The organism is Actinomadura fibrosa (assembly GCF_900659615.1).
Classification (GTDB): Bacteria; Actinomycetota; Actinomycetes; order Streptosporangiales; family Streptosporangiaceae; genus Spirillospora; species Spirillospora fibrosa.
Map to the genome: position 1 here is coordinate 1 of NZ_CAACUY010000205.1, position 16,230 is coordinate 16,230.

Here is a 16,230-nt window from a genome sequence, read left to right on the forward strand (position 1 = left end):
GACGGCGCTGGACGACGACGAGCGCGGCCCGTACGCGCAGAGCAGGCTCCGCTCGGGGCACTACCGGCGGCACCTGAACCTGCCGGTCCGCGAGATGGCGGCGTAAAACCGGGTGACAGGCGCCGCCGGGAGGCGCACGCTGGGGGTCCCGGCGGCGCGCGGGGCGCCGTCCGTCCCAGGGGCCTCCCATGATCGACGCCGATACCGTCGCCCGCCACGACCTGCCCGGGCACCTGAGGTCCGTGCCCGACGAGATCGAGGCCCGCGACCTGCCCGTCACCGGGGCGCTGCCCGCCGACCTGGCGGGACGTTACGTCCGCAACGGGCCGAACGCCCTCCCCGGGACGACGACCGGCCACCTCCAGGTCGGGCCCGGCATGCTGCACGGGGTGCGCCTGCGCGGCGGGCGCGCGGAGTGGTACCGCAACCGCTGGGTGCGCTCCGGTGCCGTGTGCGGCCGGTCGTTCGTCACCCCCGACGGGCGCCTCGACCTGGCCGCCGCGAACGCCAACACGCACGTGGTCCGGCACGCCAGCCGCGTCCTCGCGCTGGTCGAGGTCGGGTTCCCGCAGGAGGTCACGCCCGACCTCGGCACCGTCGGGCCCTGCGACTTCGGCGGGCGGCTGACCACCGGCATGACCGCGCATCCGAAGCGCGACCCGGACACCGGCGAGCTGCACTTCTTCGGCTACGGCATGCGGCCGCCGTTCCTCACCTACCACCGGCTCGACGCGGCCGGGCGGCTCGTCCGCAGCCGGGAGGTCGGCGTCCCGGCGGGCACGATGATGCACGACTTCGCGATCACCGAGCACCACGTGGTCTGGCTCGACCTGCCGATGACCTTCGACCTGGCCCGCGTCGGGCGGGGCATGCCCTACGGCTGGGACGACTCCTACGGCGCCCGCCTCGGCGTCATGCGCCACGACGTGCCGGACGCGCCCGTCCAGTGGTTCGACATCGAGCCCTGCTTCGTCTTCCACGTCGGCAACGCGCACGAGGACGCCGCCGGCCGCGTCGTCCTGGACGCGGTCCGCTACACGCGCGACGAGTTCGTCGCCCTCTGGGAGCTGCTCTCCCGGACGATCACGCCGCCGCCTCCGTCCGCGCCGCCGGTCGGCCGCGGCCACCTCCACCGCTGGACGCTCGACCCGGGGTCGGGCAAGGTCGCCGAGGAGCGGCTCGACGACCGCGCGGTGGAGTTCCCCACGCTCGACGACGACCGCGTCGGCCGCCCGTCCCGGTACCTCTACACCGTCACCGGCACCGAGCCGCTGAGCAAGGTGAAGTCCTCGATCGTGAAGTACGACGCGTCCGGCGCCGTCACCGCGTGGGACATGGGCCCCGACACGATGCTCGGCGAGGCGGTCTTCGTCCCGGCCGGCGGGTCCGGCGGCGGCGCGCGCGGCGAGGACGACGGCTGGCTCATCACGATCGCCACGACCCGCGACGGCACCGCGTCCCGCCTGCTCGTCCTGGACGCCACCGACGTCGCCGCAGGCCCCGTCGCGACCGTCGAACTCCCGCGCGGCGTCCCGACGGGCTTCCACGGCTCCTGGCTCCCGGACTGACGCCCGCCCCCCGAGCGCCGGGCCCGAGCACGATGCCCGATCGGCGGCAGGGCGACGCTAGGTGAGCGGTATCGCGGGCCGGACGAGGACGTTCCCCTCCTCCGGCGGCACACCCGCCGCGTCCCGGTAGGACGTGGCCAGGCAGAACCAGCCTAGGAAGAAGCCCGCGCCGCCGCAGACCGTACCGCCGCCGTCCCCGCCGCAGATGACGCCGGGATCGGCGGTGCGCTCGGCGCGATAGGGATCGTCGGCGATGTGCAGGCCGAACGCGTTGGGTTCGAGCTGCGGACCGGTGGCGGGCTCGAACTCCCGGGTCACGACGTTCAGGCTCGCCGACGGGTACCGGTCGGACGGGCAGTCGTCGCCCCAGCGGAACAGCGTGGAGGCCCCCGCGCCGCAGGCGTGCTCCCACTCGTCCGGCGTGAGCGGCCGCATCCCCGCGGACGCCATGCGCGCGACATCGTCGGCGAGCGAGTACATCAGCCACGCCTCCGTCACCGTTCCGGCGCCGTCCAGCACGATCCGGGCCTGCCGCGCCGGCCGGCTCCCCGGCGGCCAGGTGACGCGGACCTCCCTGCCGCCGGGCGCGTGCTCGGCCAGGAACTCGGTGATCAGCGGATGGTCGGGGGCGACGCGGGTGAGCCCGGCGTCGCGGGCTCGGACGGCCACGAGCATCGGCGGGACGTCCGCCGTCCGCGGCGGCGACGTGGCCGCGTCCACGTACTCGCGGACGTCGCGGGGCAGCCCGCCCGGACCGCCGTACTCCTCGTAGGAGGCGGCGTAGGAGGCGAGCTGCCCCGGGGACGGCGCGAACCGGCCGCCGTCGTACCCGACCTCGACGTGCCCGCCGGGGACCAGGCCGTACATGTCGCCGTCCCGGCGGAACAGCGCGTACCGTCCGCGCCGGTCCGCGCCGCCGCGCCGGCCCACCTCCACCAGCTCCGCCCCGGCGGTCTCGGCGGCCTCGCGCGCCACCCGCTCCGCGTCGCGGTCCGCCAGGCCCCGCCACCGCGCCACGTCAAGATCACCTAAAGCCACGCGCGCAGTCTAGGCAGTCCATCGCCCCCGCACGCGGGTCTTCGCGCACGCGGCCCCGGGCCGGAGCGGATCACCGATCCGGGTCAGCTCGCGCGGTTTGCGCCGATGGCGACGCCGACGATCAGGCAGGGTTCGGTGCCTTCGTTGCGCCAGGCGTGCCGCGTGCCGTTCTGGACGACCGCGTCGCCCGCCCGCAGCGCCGTCCGCCGGCCGTCGTCCAACTCCAGGGTGACCTCGCCGGAGACGACCAGGACGTAGTCGAGGCTGTCGGTGGTGTGCATCCCCGAGGTGCCGGGCTCCATCCGCGCCATCGCACCCGGCATCCGCCGCTCCACCTCGGCCAGCGCGGCGTCCGTGTCGAGGTCCGCGGGAGGGACCGGCTCGCCCGGCGGGATCAGGTTGACCATGAAGCGCGACCCGTCCGGGGGCGGGTAGTAGGCGTCGGCGGGACGCGGCGCGCCGTCGTCGGGAAAGGTGGGCCGCTCGTCCCGGCCCCACAGCCGGTAGACCGCGAAGCCCGGCATCAGCTCGGACGTGATGGCCTCGACCTCGCGGTCGTCCACCACGCGGGCCCTGCCTTCGGCGTCGTGTCCGGTGACCACTCGGCGGATCGTCGCATGCCCCATCCGGCACTCCTTAGTACGGTGGCGTATCAATACGGTGGCGTATGGATACGCCACCGTATCCTAGGGGCGGGTCCGGGACAATACGTCGGCGTATCCTGTTGGCCGTGGTGAAGGAGTCGACGCGGCTGTCCGCGCAGGACTGGGCCCGGGCCGCGCTCAAGGCGATCGCGGACGGCGGGCTGGCCGCGGTCGCGGTCGAGCCGCTGGCGCGGACGCTCGGCGTGACCAAGGGCAGCTTCTACGCGCACTACCGCAACCGGGACGAGCTGATCACGGCGGCCCTCGCCCAGTGGGCGCAGGGCCACGGCGAGGAGGGGCTCACCGAGTTCGCCGCGATCGCCGATCCGGCCCGGCGGCTGCGCGAGCTGCTCACCGTCGTGGTGCAGTCCGTCCAGCCGCTGGCGCCGTCGGTGCACCTGAGCCTGCTCGGCGACCGCAGCGACCCCCGGGTCAGGGACGCGGTCCGCCAGGTGAACCGGGCCCGGCTGGACCTCCTGGCCCGCACCTACCGCGAGCTCGGCCTGTCCCCGGACCGGGCGACGTCCCGCGCGCGGGTCGCCTACGCCGCCATCCTCGGGCTGGCGCACCTGGCCCAGACCGATCCGGACGCGCCGGACTCCGCCGCCCTCGCCGACGAGGCCGCCGCGGTGTTCCTGCTCTGAGGACGGCCCAGGCCGAGGCGTCCGCGCCTCGCGGCCGTAGGGTGTGCGGGTGGACAGCGATGATTTCGTGGCCGGGTTCGACTACCCGATGTTCGTGGTGACCACCGTCGATCCCGGCACGGGCACGCGGGCGGGATGCCTGGTCGGCTTCGCCACCCAGACGAGCATCGATCCGTTCCGGTACCTGATCTGCCTGTCCCAGCGCAACCACACGTACCGGACGGCCAAGGCGGCGACGGTCCTCGCCGTGCACGTCCTCGGCCGGGACGAGGACCAGCAGGAACTGGCCGCGCTCTTCGGCTCGGAGACCGGCGACGAGGTCGACAAGTTCGCCCGCTGCTCCTGGCGGCCGGGCCCGGAGGGCGTCCCCCTGCTCACCGGCGCCCACCGGTACCTGGTCGGCCGGATCCTCGAACGCGTCGACCTCGGCGACCACATCGGGTTCCTGCTGGCCCCGGTCGAGGTGGCGGCGAGCACCGAGGGCGCCCCGCTCACCTTCCGCTCCCTGCCCGACCTCGAACCAGGCCACGAAGCGGGCTGAGCCGCCGCAGGTCACAGCCAGGTGGTCCCCAGCCACGCCGCCGCGGCCGCCGCCAGCAGCAGGACGATGTTCAGCCAGATCACCTGGGCCTCACCACGCGACAGGTGGACCGCGGTGCCCCCGACCTGGATCAGGACGAGACCGACCGCCGCGGCGATGGCGAGCCAAGGCGCGATCCCCGTCAGCGGCGGCAGGATCAAGCCTGCGGCGCCGAGGACCTCCAGCGTCCCGATCACCCTGACGAGCGGCATGGGCACGCGGTCGACCCACCCCATCATGGGCTGGAGCCGCTCCTGGCTCTGCACGACCTTCTTGCCGCCCGCGTAGAGGTAGAACAAGGCCAGCAACGCGGCGACGATCCAGTAGGCGACGTCCACGGCGACTCCTCGCAGGATGGTTATCAGGCGTAAGTTGCCCCATCATGAGTCACCATTGAGAGGCTTACAAAAGGCACACGGGTGTGCGTTACACACAGGGGGTTGTCATGTCGCAGTACGAGCACACCTGCATGATCCGCGGGGACGGCGGCCGGACGATCCGCGCCGTCCTCGACCGGATCTGCGACAAGTGGACGCTCCTCATCGTGGCGACCCTCGATCAGGGACGGCTCCGCTTCACCGACCTGCACCGGCAGATCCCGGGCATCTCGCAGCGGATGCTGACGCTGACGCTCCGGAACCTCGAACGCGACGGCCTGGTCTCCCGGACGGCCTACGCCGAGGTACCGCCCCGCGTCGAGTACGCGCTGACCCCCACCGGACGAAGCCTCATCCCGCCCGCGCTCGCCCTCGCCGGCTGGGCGATCGAGCACATCGCCGAGATCGAGGCCAGCCGAGCCGCGTACACCGACCGTCCCAAATAACGCCAGGCCGCTGCTGTACGCGTCCCGGCGGCGCCGATTCGCAATCGATCGATTCCTTTCGGCGGTCGCCGCGGTCTACATGGTGGGGGGCGCAGCCCGACGGACGGGCCGGCCTCCCTCATGCACTCCGAGAGCGAGGACGACCACCGATGAGCCTTCCCGTGACCATGCGCGCGTTGCAGCAGACGTCCTTCAAGGGTCCACAGGACATGCGCCTGATCACCGACGCGCCGGTGCCGAGCCCCGGGCCGGGCGAGGTCCTCATCCGGGTCAGCGCGGCCGGGGCCAACTTCGCCGACGTCTCGAAGGCCCATGGCACGTTCGCGGACGGTCCGCGCCCACCGTACGTGGCGGGCTTCGAGGCCGCCGGCGAGGTCGTCGCGGTCGGAGAGGCGGTGAACGGCACGCGGCCCGGAGAACGCGTGGTGGGCGTCGGAGACGGTGCGTTCGCCGAGTACATGGTCCTGCCGGCGGCCGCGGCGGTCCCGGTGCCCCGCGGATGGACGGAGCAGGAGGCCCTGGGCCTGGTCGTGAACCTGCCCACGGCGCTGGCCGCGCTGAAACCGCTCGGCGGCGTCAGCGCGGGGCAGACCGTGCTGATCCATGCCGCGGCGGGCGCGACCGGGCAGGCCGCGGTCACGATGGCCAAGCACTACGGCGCGACGGTCATCGCCAGCGCGTCGCCGGGCAAGCACGAGACGGTGCTGGCGCTGGGCGCCGACCACGTCCTGGACGCCCGCGACGACGACCTCCCCGCCGCGGTGCTGCGGCTGACCGGCGGCGCCGGCGCCGACGTGGTGCTGGAGTGCGCGGGCGGCGCCGCCTTCGGCGCGAGCCTGGCCGCGGCCAGGCGGGTCACCGGACGGGTCGTCGTCTACGGCTCGGCCGGCGGCGAGGCCCCGGTCACCAACTGGGAGCTGGTCTACAAGCATCAGGTCCACGTCATCGGCCTCAACCTCGGCGTGCTGATCCAGGCCGCGCCGCACGTCTTCGGCGAGGTCATGGGCGAGCTGTCCGCGCTCATCGCCGCCGGTGTGCTCACTCCCGCCCCGCCCACCGCGTACGAGCTGGCCGACGGCCCGAAGGCACTCGCGGAGATGGAAGCCAGATCCACCGTCGGCAAACTGGCCCTCCTGCCCTGACGACCACCGACGATCGACCTGGGGACACACGTTGACGCATGGCACCACCAGGCTCCGCGGCGTGACGACGAATCCGCAGGCGGCACCGGACCAGGAACGGTTCACCGCCGAGACCGAGCGGTTCCGCCGGGAGCTGCTGGCGCACTGCTACCGCATGGTCGGCTCGGCGCACGACGCCGAGGACCTGGTGCAGGAGACCTACCTGCGGGCGTGGCGGTCCTACGCGCGGTTCGAGGGCCGCGCGTCGATCCGGTCCTGGCTCTACAGGATCGCCACCAACGTCTGCCTGTCGGCGTCGAAGCCGCGCCCGATCCGGGTGCTTCCCTCGGGCCTGGCGGGTCCGAACGACGGACCCGATCGTCCGCCGAGGACGGTCGCGCCGGGCGAGGTCGCATGGCTGGAACCGCTGCCGGACGCGTGGATCGCCCCGCCCTCCGACGACCCCGCCGCGACGGCGGTCGGACGCGAGTCGCTGCGGCTGGCGCTCATCGCGAGCCTCCAGCACCTGCCGTCCCGCCAGCGCGCGATCCTCATCCTTCGCGAGGTGCTGGCGTTCTCCGCGGCCGAGACCGCGGAGATCCTCGGCACCACGACGGCGGCGGTCAAGAGCGGTCTCCAGCGCGCCCGCGCCCGGCTGGACGAGCTGGAGCCCGAGCCCGAGGAGCTGCTCGAACCGGCCGACCGGCGGGCACGCGCGCTACTCGACGGCTACGTCGCGGCCTTCGAGCACTCCGACGCCGGGCTGCTCGAACGGGTCCTGCGCACCGACGCCGCGCTGGAGGCGACGCCGTTCCGCGACTGGCAGGCGGGCCGGGCGATGTGCCTCCGCGTCCTCGACGCCTACGTGCTGGGCGCGCCGGGCGACTGGCGGATGCTCCCGACCACGGCGAACGGCCAGCCCGCCGCCGCCGTGTACCACCGGGACGGCGGCGGCGAGCTCCGAGCCGACGGCGTCGTGGTGCTGGCCCCCACCGCCACCGGCGTCTCCCGCGTGGTCAAGTTCCATGACCCGGCGCTCGTCGCGATGTTCGGCTTCCCGTCCACACTCACGCCCTGATCCCTCGGCGAGCCGGCCGGGAAACGGCGCGGCGATCAGGCCGCCTTGCCGCGGGCGATGTAGACGTTCATTCCGGTGAAGTCGAGCGTGATGTTGTAGGGCTTGAAGAACGGGTGGAAGAAGGCGCCGACGGTGTCGAATCCCGAGCGGGACGGCCCGCTGGTCGGGTTCGCGTTGCAGTAGATCCGCTTCGCGACGGCGTTGCCGAGGCGGATCTCCTTCGGATAGCAGGGGTAGACGACGGTGGGGTGACTGTGGGCGAAGGTCTCCAGCGGACGGTCGTAGTCGATGCGGACCCCCAGCCGCTTCGCCGTCTCCTCGCTCATGACCGCGGCCTGCTCGCTGACTCCACCGACGGACAAGCCCGCCACCCGCGGGCCGGAGCCGGCGATGCTGCCCCTGGTGTGCACCCCGTGCTCATTGGCCAACCACAAGGGCAGGGGCGCGGCGCCCGCTCGTAGGGCGTCGGCGCGTACCTTCCTGGACGCCTCCGGGGTCCGGCGGCGCAGGATCAGCGATCGTCCCGCGTAGTCGAACGTGGTCAGCAGGTGGTAGAAGATCCACGTGCCGATGAGGCCGTCGTGGGGTCCGCCAGGGTCCTGCTGGTCTGTCTCGGACCACTCGACGGGAAGGTTGCGCAGCTCGATGCCGCCCAGCCTGAAGGACTCCAGCACCCCGAAGTACTGCCACGCGGTGCCGTCCAGATAGTCGATCTTCTGGCTGGCGACGGCGGTCAGCCCGGCCTCCTTGGCCACGTCCGCGGACAGGCCCAGCCACGGCGCGCCCGTGTAGAACATGAAGCGCTTGGACGGCCCGCCGTTGACCGAGCCCTCCACCAGCGGCGTCGGGTCCATCTGCTGCCATGGCAGCCGCGCGACGTCGCCGCTGACCTGGTACGGCGTCCCGCTGACCGCTCCGATCCACGTGGCGCGGACGTCGCTGCCGGCCGCCTTCCAACAGGGGACGGACAGGGCGAACTTGTCCTGCCGCATATAGCAGTCGCCCAGCAGCTGGTTGGTCTCCTTGTCGCCGGGGGCCAGATCGAGCGCCGTCTTGAAGTACCTCTCGGCGTCCGGGAACTGGTTGGACAGAAGCGCGACATTGCCGCGCCGCCGGGCCGCGTGGACGTTCGCCGGATCCTTCCTGAGGATCTCCTCGTAGGCGCGCCCGGCCTTCTCGAACTCGCCGGCCTTGAACAGCGCGTCCGCGTCGCTTTCGCCGGTCTGCGCTGCCGCCGTCCCGCCGAGCAGTGGCGCGGCCGCGGCGGCACCGGCCACCACGGCGGCGCCCCGGAGCAGCGAACGCCGGTCCCACCGTCCGTCATCGGTCACGGTCGCCTCCCTCGCGTGATCACTTCCGTCCGCCACTGTCTAGCCAGCGGACGGTCACAGCACGGAGCCGGAAGCCGTGACGCGGCTGTGACCCGGATCGTGCACGCGCGGCACAGATGTGTGCGCGCTGCCGCAACGACGGATCCGGTCTCGTCCTGCACGCTCGGACGTAGGAGATCGTCCTGCTCCGCCCGCTCCCCGCAGCAACGCTCGCCGGGTGCGAGCAAGGCGACCGGACCGACACTCGAAGGAGAGCGCCATGCGCATCAGGAAGGCGGCCGCGATCGCGGCATTAGGTGGGACGTTGGGGCTCGGCGGACTCGCCCTGGCAATCGCGAGCGGCGACGCGGCCCCCGCGGGTCAACACGACAACGGCCACCCTCTGGCCGGCCACGACTGGATGGGGGGCGCACCGACAGGGAACAACGACGGCGGCTACAGCCCTGCCGGCCACATGTGGGACGACAGCGCGCCCACAGGAGCGTCCGGCGTCACGTTCGTCCCTGCCGGGCACGACTGGGTCGGCTGAACGACCCGCACCAGGGCGGACCCTGCATGCACAGTCCGCCCTGGTCCCCGCGCGGCCGTCGCTCAGCGGACCTCGTTGATGCGGACCTGGTTGCCCGCCGGGTCACGGAACGCGCAGTCGCGGACGCCGTACGGCTGCTGGGTCGGCTCCTGGACCACTTCCGCGCCGCTGGCCTGCACCTTGTCGAAGACGCCGTCCAGGTCGGTGGTGCTCAGGACGATCCGCGCGTACGTGCCCGCCTCCATCATCTCGGTGATCGTCCGGCGCTGGTCGGCGGTGACGCTGGGGTCGGCCACCGGCGGTTCCAGCACGATGGACGTGCCGGGCTGGCCCTTCGGTCCCACGGTGATCCAGCGCATCTCGCCGCTGCCGACGTCGTTGCGGACCTCGAACCCGAGGATGTCGCGGTAGAAGGCCAGCGAGGCCTCCGGGTCGGTGTGCGGGAGGAACGTCCAGTGAATGCTGATGTCCATGCCCGGAACGCTAGGTTCGACCGGCCACCTCGCGCTTCTCGATTCCTGACCGTTCCCCGGCCCCGCTGATCACGCCAGGTCGTACACGCCGCCCTTGACGTCGTCCACGAAGGACGCCCACTGCGCACCCGAGAACCCCAGCACACCCCCCGCCCGATCCCTCGAATCCCGCGCCGCCACCCCCACCCCAAGCGCCGCGACCTCCACGCAGTTGTTGGGGTGGTCCGTGCTGTAGCTGCTGGTCCGCCACTGCATCCGTTCGGTCATATCCCGGACGCTACCCGTTCGATGAACGCACGGGAGTCCGACCGCGAAAAGGCGAGCGACCGCAGACCCCCGAAGACGCGCTCATAAAGATCGACGCTCGGCGCCCCCGCTGATCACGCCAAGTCGTACATGCCGCCCTTGACGTCGTTCACAAAGGAAACCCACTCCGCACCCGAGAACCCCAGCACACCCCCCGCCCGATCCCTCGAATCCCGCGCCGCTACGCCCCGGTTCCCCGCCCGCGCGGCCACTTCCACGCATTGAGTCCCGTCGCTACCGCTGTAACTGCTGGTCCGCCACCGCATCTGCTCGGTCATGTCTCAGACGCTATCCATGGACCAGCACCTGGGCGCCGCTCTGGCACAGGGCCATGTTCACAGCTCGGCGAAGACCCCAGCCGTAGCGTTCGATATCCGAGGGCTCGTCCACGTACTAGCCCCCCGGCCCCGCTGATCACGCCAGGTCGTACACGCCGCCCTTGACGTCGTCCACGAAGGACGCCCACTCCGCACCCGTGAACCCCAGCACGCCCCCCGCCCGATCCTTCGAATCCCGCGCCGCCACCCCCGCCCCAAGCGCCGCGACCTCCACGCATTGGGTTCCCGCTCCGTTGCTGTGACTACTGGTACGCCAAGTAGCGGTGGTCAGGTCGAGTCTCATATCTCGAACGCTACCCTCTCGATGAGCGTCCGGGAATCGGATTCCGAGAGGGCGAAACCCTCAAGCGCCTCGAAGGCTTCGGTGTAGTACTCGATCTCCGGCGGCTCATCGATGTACCAGTTACGCGTGAGGCAGTCGATGGCCACCACGTCGAGCGGAGCGTCGATCCCGACGCTCAGGATAGTGAAGGCGCCGTGACCTGGATGCGCACCCGCCGAGAACGGAATGACCCGTAAGCTGATGTGCGGGCGCTCCCCCATGGTCAGCAGCTTGCGATGCTGCTCCCGCATGACCACCGGGCCGCCGATCAATTGCCGGAGGGCTCCCTCGCCGAGTATCACTGAAATACGCGGCGGATTGGTCTGCTCGTGCAACCGCTGCCGGTGCAGACGGAAGTTGACTTCGGTCTCAGCGTCCCGTGGGCTACGGACCGCACTCCCCGAGCCCAGGATGACCGCATGAGCGTACGCCTCGGTCTGCAGAAGACCGTGCACGCGTTCGGGCTCGAAGATGAGGATGCGGGAGGCATCGGCTTCGAGGGACGCAAAATCCACCACGCCTGGCTCGAATCGCTCCTCGAAGTTATGCCACCAACCGCGCTGGCGTCCCTGCGCCGCGAGCGACAGGAGCCGCCCCCGGACCAGCTCATCCGTTACGCCGTATGTGTCTAGAATGTACTTTAGATCGCGTGGGCGAATCGCACGATGGCCGTTCTCGTAGGCGCTTACGGACGCCTGGGAGCATTCGAGGATACGGCTGGCGGCGCACTGGGTGAGCCCGAGTTCCTCGCGGAACTCGCGCAGCGCATCGCCGATCTTGCGGCGGCGGTATGTCTGCCGATTCTCGTTACGCATCCTCAGAGCCTGTCACGCGATGGGTTCGACGTATCGCCGTTTGTCGATACCCGGATATATTCGTTCTCGATACGCCGCCTCTCTCATAAATGTAGGGACGAATAGACCTAACCTTCTCGAAGCGTCTTGATTCGGTGACGGAGGGCGACGAGCCTGTCGGGTGACGTTCAGAGGAAGGACTGACGATGACACCCGGCATCCCCCTTGACCTGGAGCTTCTCGCGGTGCTCACGCTGCCCGGCGTGGAGCGGTCCGTGCCTTATGCGCGGTATTTCCTGCGAGACACGCTCGTCCCGGCGCGGCTCGCGCCCGGTGACGAACTGCTGGACGACATGGCGCTGGTGGTGGACGAGTTCGCCGGCAACGGCATCCGGCATACGGCGTCCGGACGGGGCGGGAAGCTCTCGATCGCGCTGCTGGCGGGGTCCGGCCTGCTGCGTGCCGAGGTGACCGACGACGGGAATGCGCGGACGCGGCCCAGGTTGCGCGAGGCGCCGGAGGGCGAGAGCGGGCGCGGCCTGCACATCGTGGACGCGCTCGCCAGCCGGTGGGGGCACCACTCGGACGGGGCGCGCACCGTCGTCTGGGCGGAGTTCGAGACCGGTTCCGGACGAGCCTGACTCCACCCCCTCCCGTCCTGGCCCCCGGAGTGGGGCGCGGCGGCCATAGCTGTGGCTTTCACCGCAGGTCACGCGGGCTTACGGAGGGTGAGTCCGTTTTGTGTTGTCGAGTGACAAGCGGGATCGGCAACTTCTAGGACGGGTGCATTCCACGGCGGCGACACCGGAGTGACAGTGCCGGGACCACCCCGAGCCCGGAGGTTCGCCATGGGCACTCTCAGTCGTCGTTCGTTCCTGCAGATGTCGGCCGGGGGCGGCCTGGCCGTCGCGGCGGGCGGGGCGCTCGCGGCACCCGCGTTCGCGGCGCCGTCGGGGCGCACCGACTACAAGGCCATCGTCGTCGGGTCCGGTTTCGGCGGCTCGGTGAGCGCGCTGCGGCTCGGCCAGGCGGGCGTGGACACGCTCGTCCTGGAGCGCGGGCAGGAGTGGCCGACCGACCCGCACAAGGCGGTGTTCGGGTCGCAGCTCAACTACAGCGAGAAGATGTTCTGGTTCCGGACGTACGCGGACTGGCCGGTCGTCCTGCCGTTCCCGATGGTGCCGTACGCGGGGGTCATGGAGGTCTCGAACGAGGCCGGGCTGAACATCGGGTGCGGGGCCGGGCTGGGCGGCGGCTCGCTGGTGTACACGTGCGCGACGGTGGCTCCGCCGCGCAAGTACTACGAGAAGCTGTTCCCGCCGCAGATCCCCTTCGACGAGATGACGTCCAGGTGGTATCCGAAGGTCCAGGCAATGCTGAGGCCGAGTTTCATGCCGGACGACATCTACGGTTCGCGGCCGTTCACGCACTCGCGCGTGTGGGACCAGCACGTCGCCAAGGCCGGGTACAGGCCCGAGAAGCTGATGTCGACGTTCAACTGGGACGTCCTGCGGCAGGAGCTGGCGGGGACGGTGCGGCCGTCGGCGATCGCCGGGGAGACCGACTTCGGGTGCAGCGACGGCGCGAAGAACAGCCTGACCGTGAACTACATCCCGGCGGCGAAGGCGACCGGGAAGGTGCAGTTCCAGACGATGAGCGAGGTGCGGTCGATCCGGCGGGGCGCGGACGGGCGGTACCGGCTGGAGGTGCGGCACCTGGACCCGTGGGGCAAGACCCTCGACACGGTCGAGTACGTGTGCGAGATGCTGTTCCTCTGCGCGGGGACGCTGAACACCAACCGCCTCCTCGTGGCCGCGCGCGACACCGGCGCGCTGCCGGACCTGGACGCCTCGGTGGGGACGGGGTTCGGCGACAACGGCGACCAGTACACCGGGTACAGCTACGTCGACGAGGCGGGTCCGTCGCAGGGCGCGGCGAGCGCGTCCACGGTGTTCATCGACGGGGAGTTCGAGCTGCCGATCCGGGTGGAGAGCTGGCAGCTCCTCCAGGCGCAGGGGCTGCCGGTCCTCCAGACGCTCGTGATGACCGCCGACCTGGAGAACCGCGGGACGTTCGGCTACGACCGGCTCACCGGGAAGGTGAGGCTGTCGGACTGGACGGGCAAGGCGTCCGCGGCGGCGAAGTCAGCGAGCGACTGGTCGGCGAAGGTGATGCACGCCAACCCGGAGGCGGTCCCGGTCAACGTGACGTGGCCGGCGACGCTCACGGCGCATCCGCTGGGCGGCTGCGCGCTCGGCAGGTCGTCCGACCTGTACGGGCGGGTGAAGGGCTATCCGGGCCTGTACGTCCTGGACGGCGCGATGGTGCCCGGCAGCATCGGCGGCGCGAACCCGTCGTTCACGATCGCGGCGCTGGCGGAGCGGTGCGTGGCGGACATCATCGCGAAAGCGGGCTGAGCCCGGCGAAGGTGGGAACGATCACCGCATGGACATCGATCTCACCGGACGGACCGCCTTCGTCAGCGGATCCACCCAGGGCATCGGACGGGCCATCGCCGCGGGGCTGGCGCGGTCCGGTGCCGCCACCGTGGTCAACGGCCGCTCCGAGAAGAGCGTCGGCGCGGCCCTGGACGAGCTGCGGAAGGAACTGCCCGACGCGGACCTGCGCGGCGTGGCGGCGGACGTGGCCACCGCCGAGGGCGCCGACGCGCTGCTGCGGGAGGTCCCGGACGTGGACATCCTGGTCAACAACCTCGGCATCTTCGGGGCGCGGCCCGTCCTGGAGGTGGACGACGACGAGTGGCGGCGGTACTTCGAGGTGAACGTGCTGTCCGGTATCCGGCTGGCGCGCCGGTACCTGCCCGGCATGACCGAGCGCGGCTGGGGCCGGGTGCAGTTCATCGCGAGCGACTCCGCCGTGGTGATCCCCGAGGAGATGGTGCACTACGGCGTGACGAAGACGGCGCTGCTCGCGGCGTCCCGCGGCTACGCCAAGGCGGTCGCCGGGACGGGCGTCACGGTCAACACGGTCATCGCCGGGCCGACCCACACCGGCGGCGTGGAGGACTTCGTCGCCGACCTCGTGGGCGAGGACCTGCCGTGGGACGAGGCGCAGCGCCGCTTCATGGCCGAGCACCGCCCGAACTCGCTGATCCAGCGGCTCATCGAGCCGGAGGAGATCGCGAACATGGTCGTCTACCTGAGCTCGGAGCAGGCGTCCGCCACAACGGGCGGTGCCCTGCGAGTGGACGGCGGCTACGTCGACGCGATCCTGCCCTGACCCCACCCTGCCGGAGACCGCCCAAACGCCGTCGAGCGTCAGTCCCACCAGAATTGCCATACGTGGGCACCGATCAGCCCGGCTGCGTAATCGGCGAACGGGGTGAACTCCCGCATGGTGTCGGTGTCAGTCAGGAAGTGCTCCAGCGCGATGTGGGCTGCGTGCTCCGCCGTGGCCGGCGGCCGTGCTACAGACACCCACATTTGAGCGCCTTGCAGGACGACGACGCGGGCCCCGAACCGGTCCTCCCAACTGCGCAGCAGCGCGCACAGCAGATCGAGGGAGGTCTCCGCGTGCCAGCCGATGACGACGGGGACATCGGCGCTGCGTTCGGCGGGGGCCAGCACCAAGTGGCAGTCGTCAAGTCCGCAGGGCTTTTTCAGCAGGCAGCGCACGACGGCGGCTGCGGCCTCGTCCGGCCCGGGCGAGGCGGCTGTCGCCGGGACAGCAGGGGCCAGACCGGGCCATTCCGTGAAAGCCGGCAGCAGATCGGTGTGGTCGCCGCCGGGGAATCGCTCGTCGTACTGCCTGAACCGGGCGCGTTCGGCACGCCACGCCTGTTCCAGCTCGGTGTTCAGGTCCGTCGCGGCGACGCCTTCCAGTGACCATGCGCCCCCTTCGACCGAGGGCCAGGAGAACAGGATGGGATAGAGCCCGGTCGCGTCCCGCTCAGCCAGGCAGCGCACCCATAGCTCAGCGGGGTCGGCGACTGGGGCGTCGGAGATCCATGCCTGGCGACCTGGGCCGCCAACTATCTGGCCTGGTGGCAGTCTTCGAGGTGTCATGCCTCGGTCACCGCGATCGTGCTGCTGATGCTGGTTGCGGCGGTCAGCGGATTGCCTGCCCTACGGCCAGCAGGTTGCCCTCGCTGTCGCGGAAGAAGGCCCCGCGCTCACCGGTCCCCTTGCTGGGGTAGTTGTTCGGGACGGTGACGATGTCGTCCTTGACGTCGAAGCCCGCCATGTCGAACGGCTCGAACCGCACTCCGCGGGCGCGTAAGTCGGCGACGACCCGGTCGAGGTCGTCCACCTCGAAGCCGATCTGCGTGGACGCGCCCGACGCCGCGCCGGACGAGGAGAAGAGGTGGAACTCCGTCGTCCCGCACACGTAGCGGAGGCCGCCGTCGCGTTCCTCGACCGGCTCCAGGCCGAGGCGGTCGCGGTAGAACGCGCGTGCGCGTTCGAGGTCCTGGGCGGGGAGCTTGGTGATCGCCTGCGCGGTGTCGAGCGGTCCGGTCATCGCGTGCCTCCTCGGTGCGGTTCGCAACGACTGTAGAGCCCGCGTCCGACAGCGGCTCCCGGCCCAGGACGCGCGGCTCACGCGTTGGGCGGGAGCTCCGTGCCGGCGCCGCGGCGGCGCAGCGTGACGAGGCCGGTGCGCGCGGCGGGCTCGCGCGCCGGG

General features: G+C 71.4%; 21 protein-coding genes. 10 read left to right on the plus strand and 11 right to left on the minus strand.

Features of this window, described 5'->3' with window-relative positions; all coding sequences use genetic code 11:
* Window positions 1-188 precede the first annotated feature (188 nt).
* Complete coding sequence (locus tag E1300_RS38335) at window positions 189-1,568, plus strand: carotenoid oxygenase family protein (RefSeq protein ID WP_207400194.1); 1,380 nt, start codon at window positions 189-191, stop codon at window positions 1,566-1,568.
* 57 nt (window positions 1,569-1,625) lie between these two features.
* Here the strand turns inward: E1300_RS38335 and E1300_RS38340 are convergent, their stop codons facing one another.
* Window positions 1,626-2,606, minus strand: a complete 981-nt coding sequence (locus E1300_RS38340) for a hypothetical protein (protein ID WP_131762029.1) — start codon at window positions 2,604-2,606, stop codon at window positions 1,626-1,628.
* 83 nt (window positions 2,607-2,689) lie between these two features.
* The gene (locus E1300_RS38345; protein ID WP_131762030.1) at window positions 2,690-3,232 is read right to left on the minus strand and encodes a cupin domain-containing protein; all 543 of its coding nucleotides are present in this window, start codon (window positions 3,230-3,232) and stop codon (window positions 2,690-2,692) included.
* A gap of 104 nt (window positions 3,233-3,336) precedes the next feature.
* On the opposite strand from E1300_RS38345, the gene E1300_RS38350 reads away from it, so the two are divergent.
* Both E1300_RS38350 and E1300_RS38355 read left to right on the plus strand, forming a co-directional pair.
* Window positions 3,337-3,894 (plus strand): TetR/AcrR family transcriptional regulator, encoded by a 558-nt coding sequence (locus E1300_RS38350; protein ID WP_131762031.1) that lies wholly within the window; start codon window positions 3,337-3,339, stop codon window positions 3,892-3,894.
* Window positions 3,895-3,943: 49 nt separating this feature from the next.
* Window positions 3,944-4,435 carry a flavin reductase family protein gene (locus tag E1300_RS38355; RefSeq protein ID WP_242619658.1) on the plus strand — a complete coding sequence of 164 codons (492 nt, stop codon included), beginning with the start codon at window positions 3,944-3,946 and terminating at the stop codon, window positions 4,433-4,435.
* An 11-nt stretch (window positions 4,436-4,446) separates the two neighbouring features.
* Here the strand turns inward: E1300_RS38355 and E1300_RS38360 are convergent, their stop codons facing one another.
* Complete coding sequence (locus tag E1300_RS38360; protein WP_131762032.1) at window positions 4,447-4,812, minus strand: DoxX family protein; 366 nt, start codon at window positions 4,810-4,812, stop codon at window positions 4,447-4,449.
* 107 nt (window positions 4,813-4,919) lie between these two features.
* Here E1300_RS38360 and E1300_RS38365 point away from each other — a divergent pair, with 107 nt between their 5' ends.
* The 3 genes from E1300_RS38365 to E1300_RS38375 all read left to right on the plus strand — a co-directional run bounded on the left by E1300_RS38365 (window position 4,920) and on the right by E1300_RS38375 (window position 7,496).
* Window positions 4,920-5,297 carry a winged helix-turn-helix transcriptional regulator gene (locus E1300_RS38365; RefSeq protein WP_131762033.1) on the plus strand — a complete coding sequence of 126 codons (378 nt, stop codon included), beginning with the start codon at window positions 4,920-4,922 and terminating at the stop codon, window positions 5,295-5,297.
* Window positions 5,298-5,446: 149 nt separating this feature from the next.
* A complete protein-coding gene (locus E1300_RS38370) occupies window positions 5,447-6,439 on the plus strand; it encodes a zinc-binding dehydrogenase (protein ID WP_131762034.1) in 993 nt (330 codons plus the stop codon).
* Window positions 6,440-6,500: 61 nt separating this feature from the next.
* A complete protein-coding gene (locus E1300_RS38375; protein WP_131762035.1) occupies window positions 6,501-7,496 on the plus strand; it encodes an RNA polymerase subunit sigma-70 in 996 nt (331 codons plus the stop codon).
* 35 nt (window positions 7,497-7,531) lie between these two features.
* On the opposite strand, the gene E1300_RS38380 is transcribed toward E1300_RS38375, so the two are convergent.
* Entirely contained in the window at window positions 7,532-8,827 is a 1,296-nt protein-coding gene (locus E1300_RS38380; protein ID WP_165503183.1) for an aspartyl protease family protein, read from the minus strand.
* A gap of 259 nt (window positions 8,828-9,086) precedes the next feature.
* On the opposite strand from E1300_RS38380, the gene E1300_RS38385 reads away from it, so the two are divergent.
* Entirely contained in the window at window positions 9,087-9,356 is a 270-nt protein-coding gene (locus tag E1300_RS38385; RefSeq protein ID WP_131762037.1) for a hypothetical protein, read from the plus strand.
* Window positions 9,357-9,418: 62 nt separating this feature from the next.
* On the opposite strand, the gene E1300_RS38390 is transcribed toward E1300_RS38385, so the two are convergent.
* The 5 genes from E1300_RS38390 to E1300_RS38410 form a co-directional block, all read right to left on the minus strand.
* The gene (locus E1300_RS38390) at window positions 9,419-9,829 is read right to left on the minus strand and encodes a VOC family protein (RefSeq protein WP_131762038.1); all 411 of its coding nucleotides are present in this window, start codon (window positions 9,827-9,829) and stop codon (window positions 9,419-9,421) included.
* A gap of 69 nt (window positions 9,830-9,898) precedes the next feature.
* On the minus strand, window positions 9,899-10,096 hold the full coding sequence (locus tag E1300_RS38395) for a DUF397 domain-containing protein (RefSeq protein ID WP_131762039.1): 198 nt from the start codon (window positions 10,094-10,096) through the stop codon (window positions 9,899-9,901).
* 113 nt (window positions 10,097-10,209) lie between these two features.
* Window positions 10,210-10,413: a DUF397 domain-containing protein gene (locus E1300_RS38400; RefSeq protein WP_242619659.1), complete on the minus strand. Its 204-nt coding sequence runs from the start codon at window positions 10,411-10,413 to the stop codon at window positions 10,210-10,212.
* A 136-nt stretch (window positions 10,414-10,549) separates the two neighbouring features.
* On the minus strand, window positions 10,550-10,756 hold the full coding sequence (locus tag E1300_RS38405) for a DUF397 domain-containing protein (protein WP_131762040.1): 207 nt from the start codon (window positions 10,754-10,756) through the stop codon (window positions 10,550-10,552).
* A complete protein-coding gene (locus E1300_RS38410; protein ID WP_131762041.1) occupies window positions 10,753-11,610 on the minus strand; it encodes a helix-turn-helix domain-containing protein in 858 nt (285 codons plus the stop codon). The genes E1300_RS38405 and E1300_RS38410 overlap by 4 nt, the downstream gene beginning before the upstream one ends.
* Window positions 11,611-11,795: 185 nt before the next feature.
* Here E1300_RS38410 and E1300_RS38415 point away from each other — a divergent pair, with 185 nt between their 5' ends.
* From E1300_RS38415 to E1300_RS38425, 3 genes are all read left to right on the plus strand, one after another.
* Entirely contained in the window at window positions 11,796-12,230 is a 435-nt protein-coding gene (locus E1300_RS38415; RefSeq protein ID WP_131762042.1) for an ATP-binding protein, read from the plus strand.
* Between the two features lie 207 nt (window positions 12,231-12,437).
* Window positions 12,438-14,006, plus strand: a complete 1,569-nt coding sequence (locus E1300_RS38420; protein WP_131762043.1) for a GMC oxidoreductase — start codon at window positions 12,438-12,440, stop codon at window positions 14,004-14,006.
* A 28-nt stretch (window positions 14,007-14,034) separates the two neighbouring features.
* Window positions 14,035-14,829, plus strand: coding sequence for an SDR family NAD(P)-dependent oxidoreductase (locus tag E1300_RS38425; RefSeq protein ID WP_131762044.1), 795 nt, complete (start codon window positions 14,035-14,037; stop codon window positions 14,827-14,829).
* Between the two features lie 38 nt (window positions 14,830-14,867).
* Here the strand turns inward: E1300_RS38425 and E1300_RS38430 are convergent, their stop codons facing one another.
* Both E1300_RS38430 and E1300_RS38435 read right to left on the minus strand, forming a co-directional pair.
* Entirely contained in the window at window positions 14,868-15,515 is a 648-nt protein-coding gene (locus E1300_RS38430; protein WP_165503184.1) for a DUF4253 domain-containing protein, read from the minus strand.
* Window positions 15,516-15,657: 142 nt separating this feature from the next.
* Window positions 15,658-16,068 carry a VOC family protein gene (locus tag E1300_RS38435; protein WP_131762046.1) on the minus strand — a complete coding sequence of 137 codons (411 nt, stop codon included), beginning with the start codon at window positions 16,066-16,068 and terminating at the stop codon, window positions 15,658-15,660.
* Window positions 16,069-16,230 lie beyond the last annotated feature (162 nt).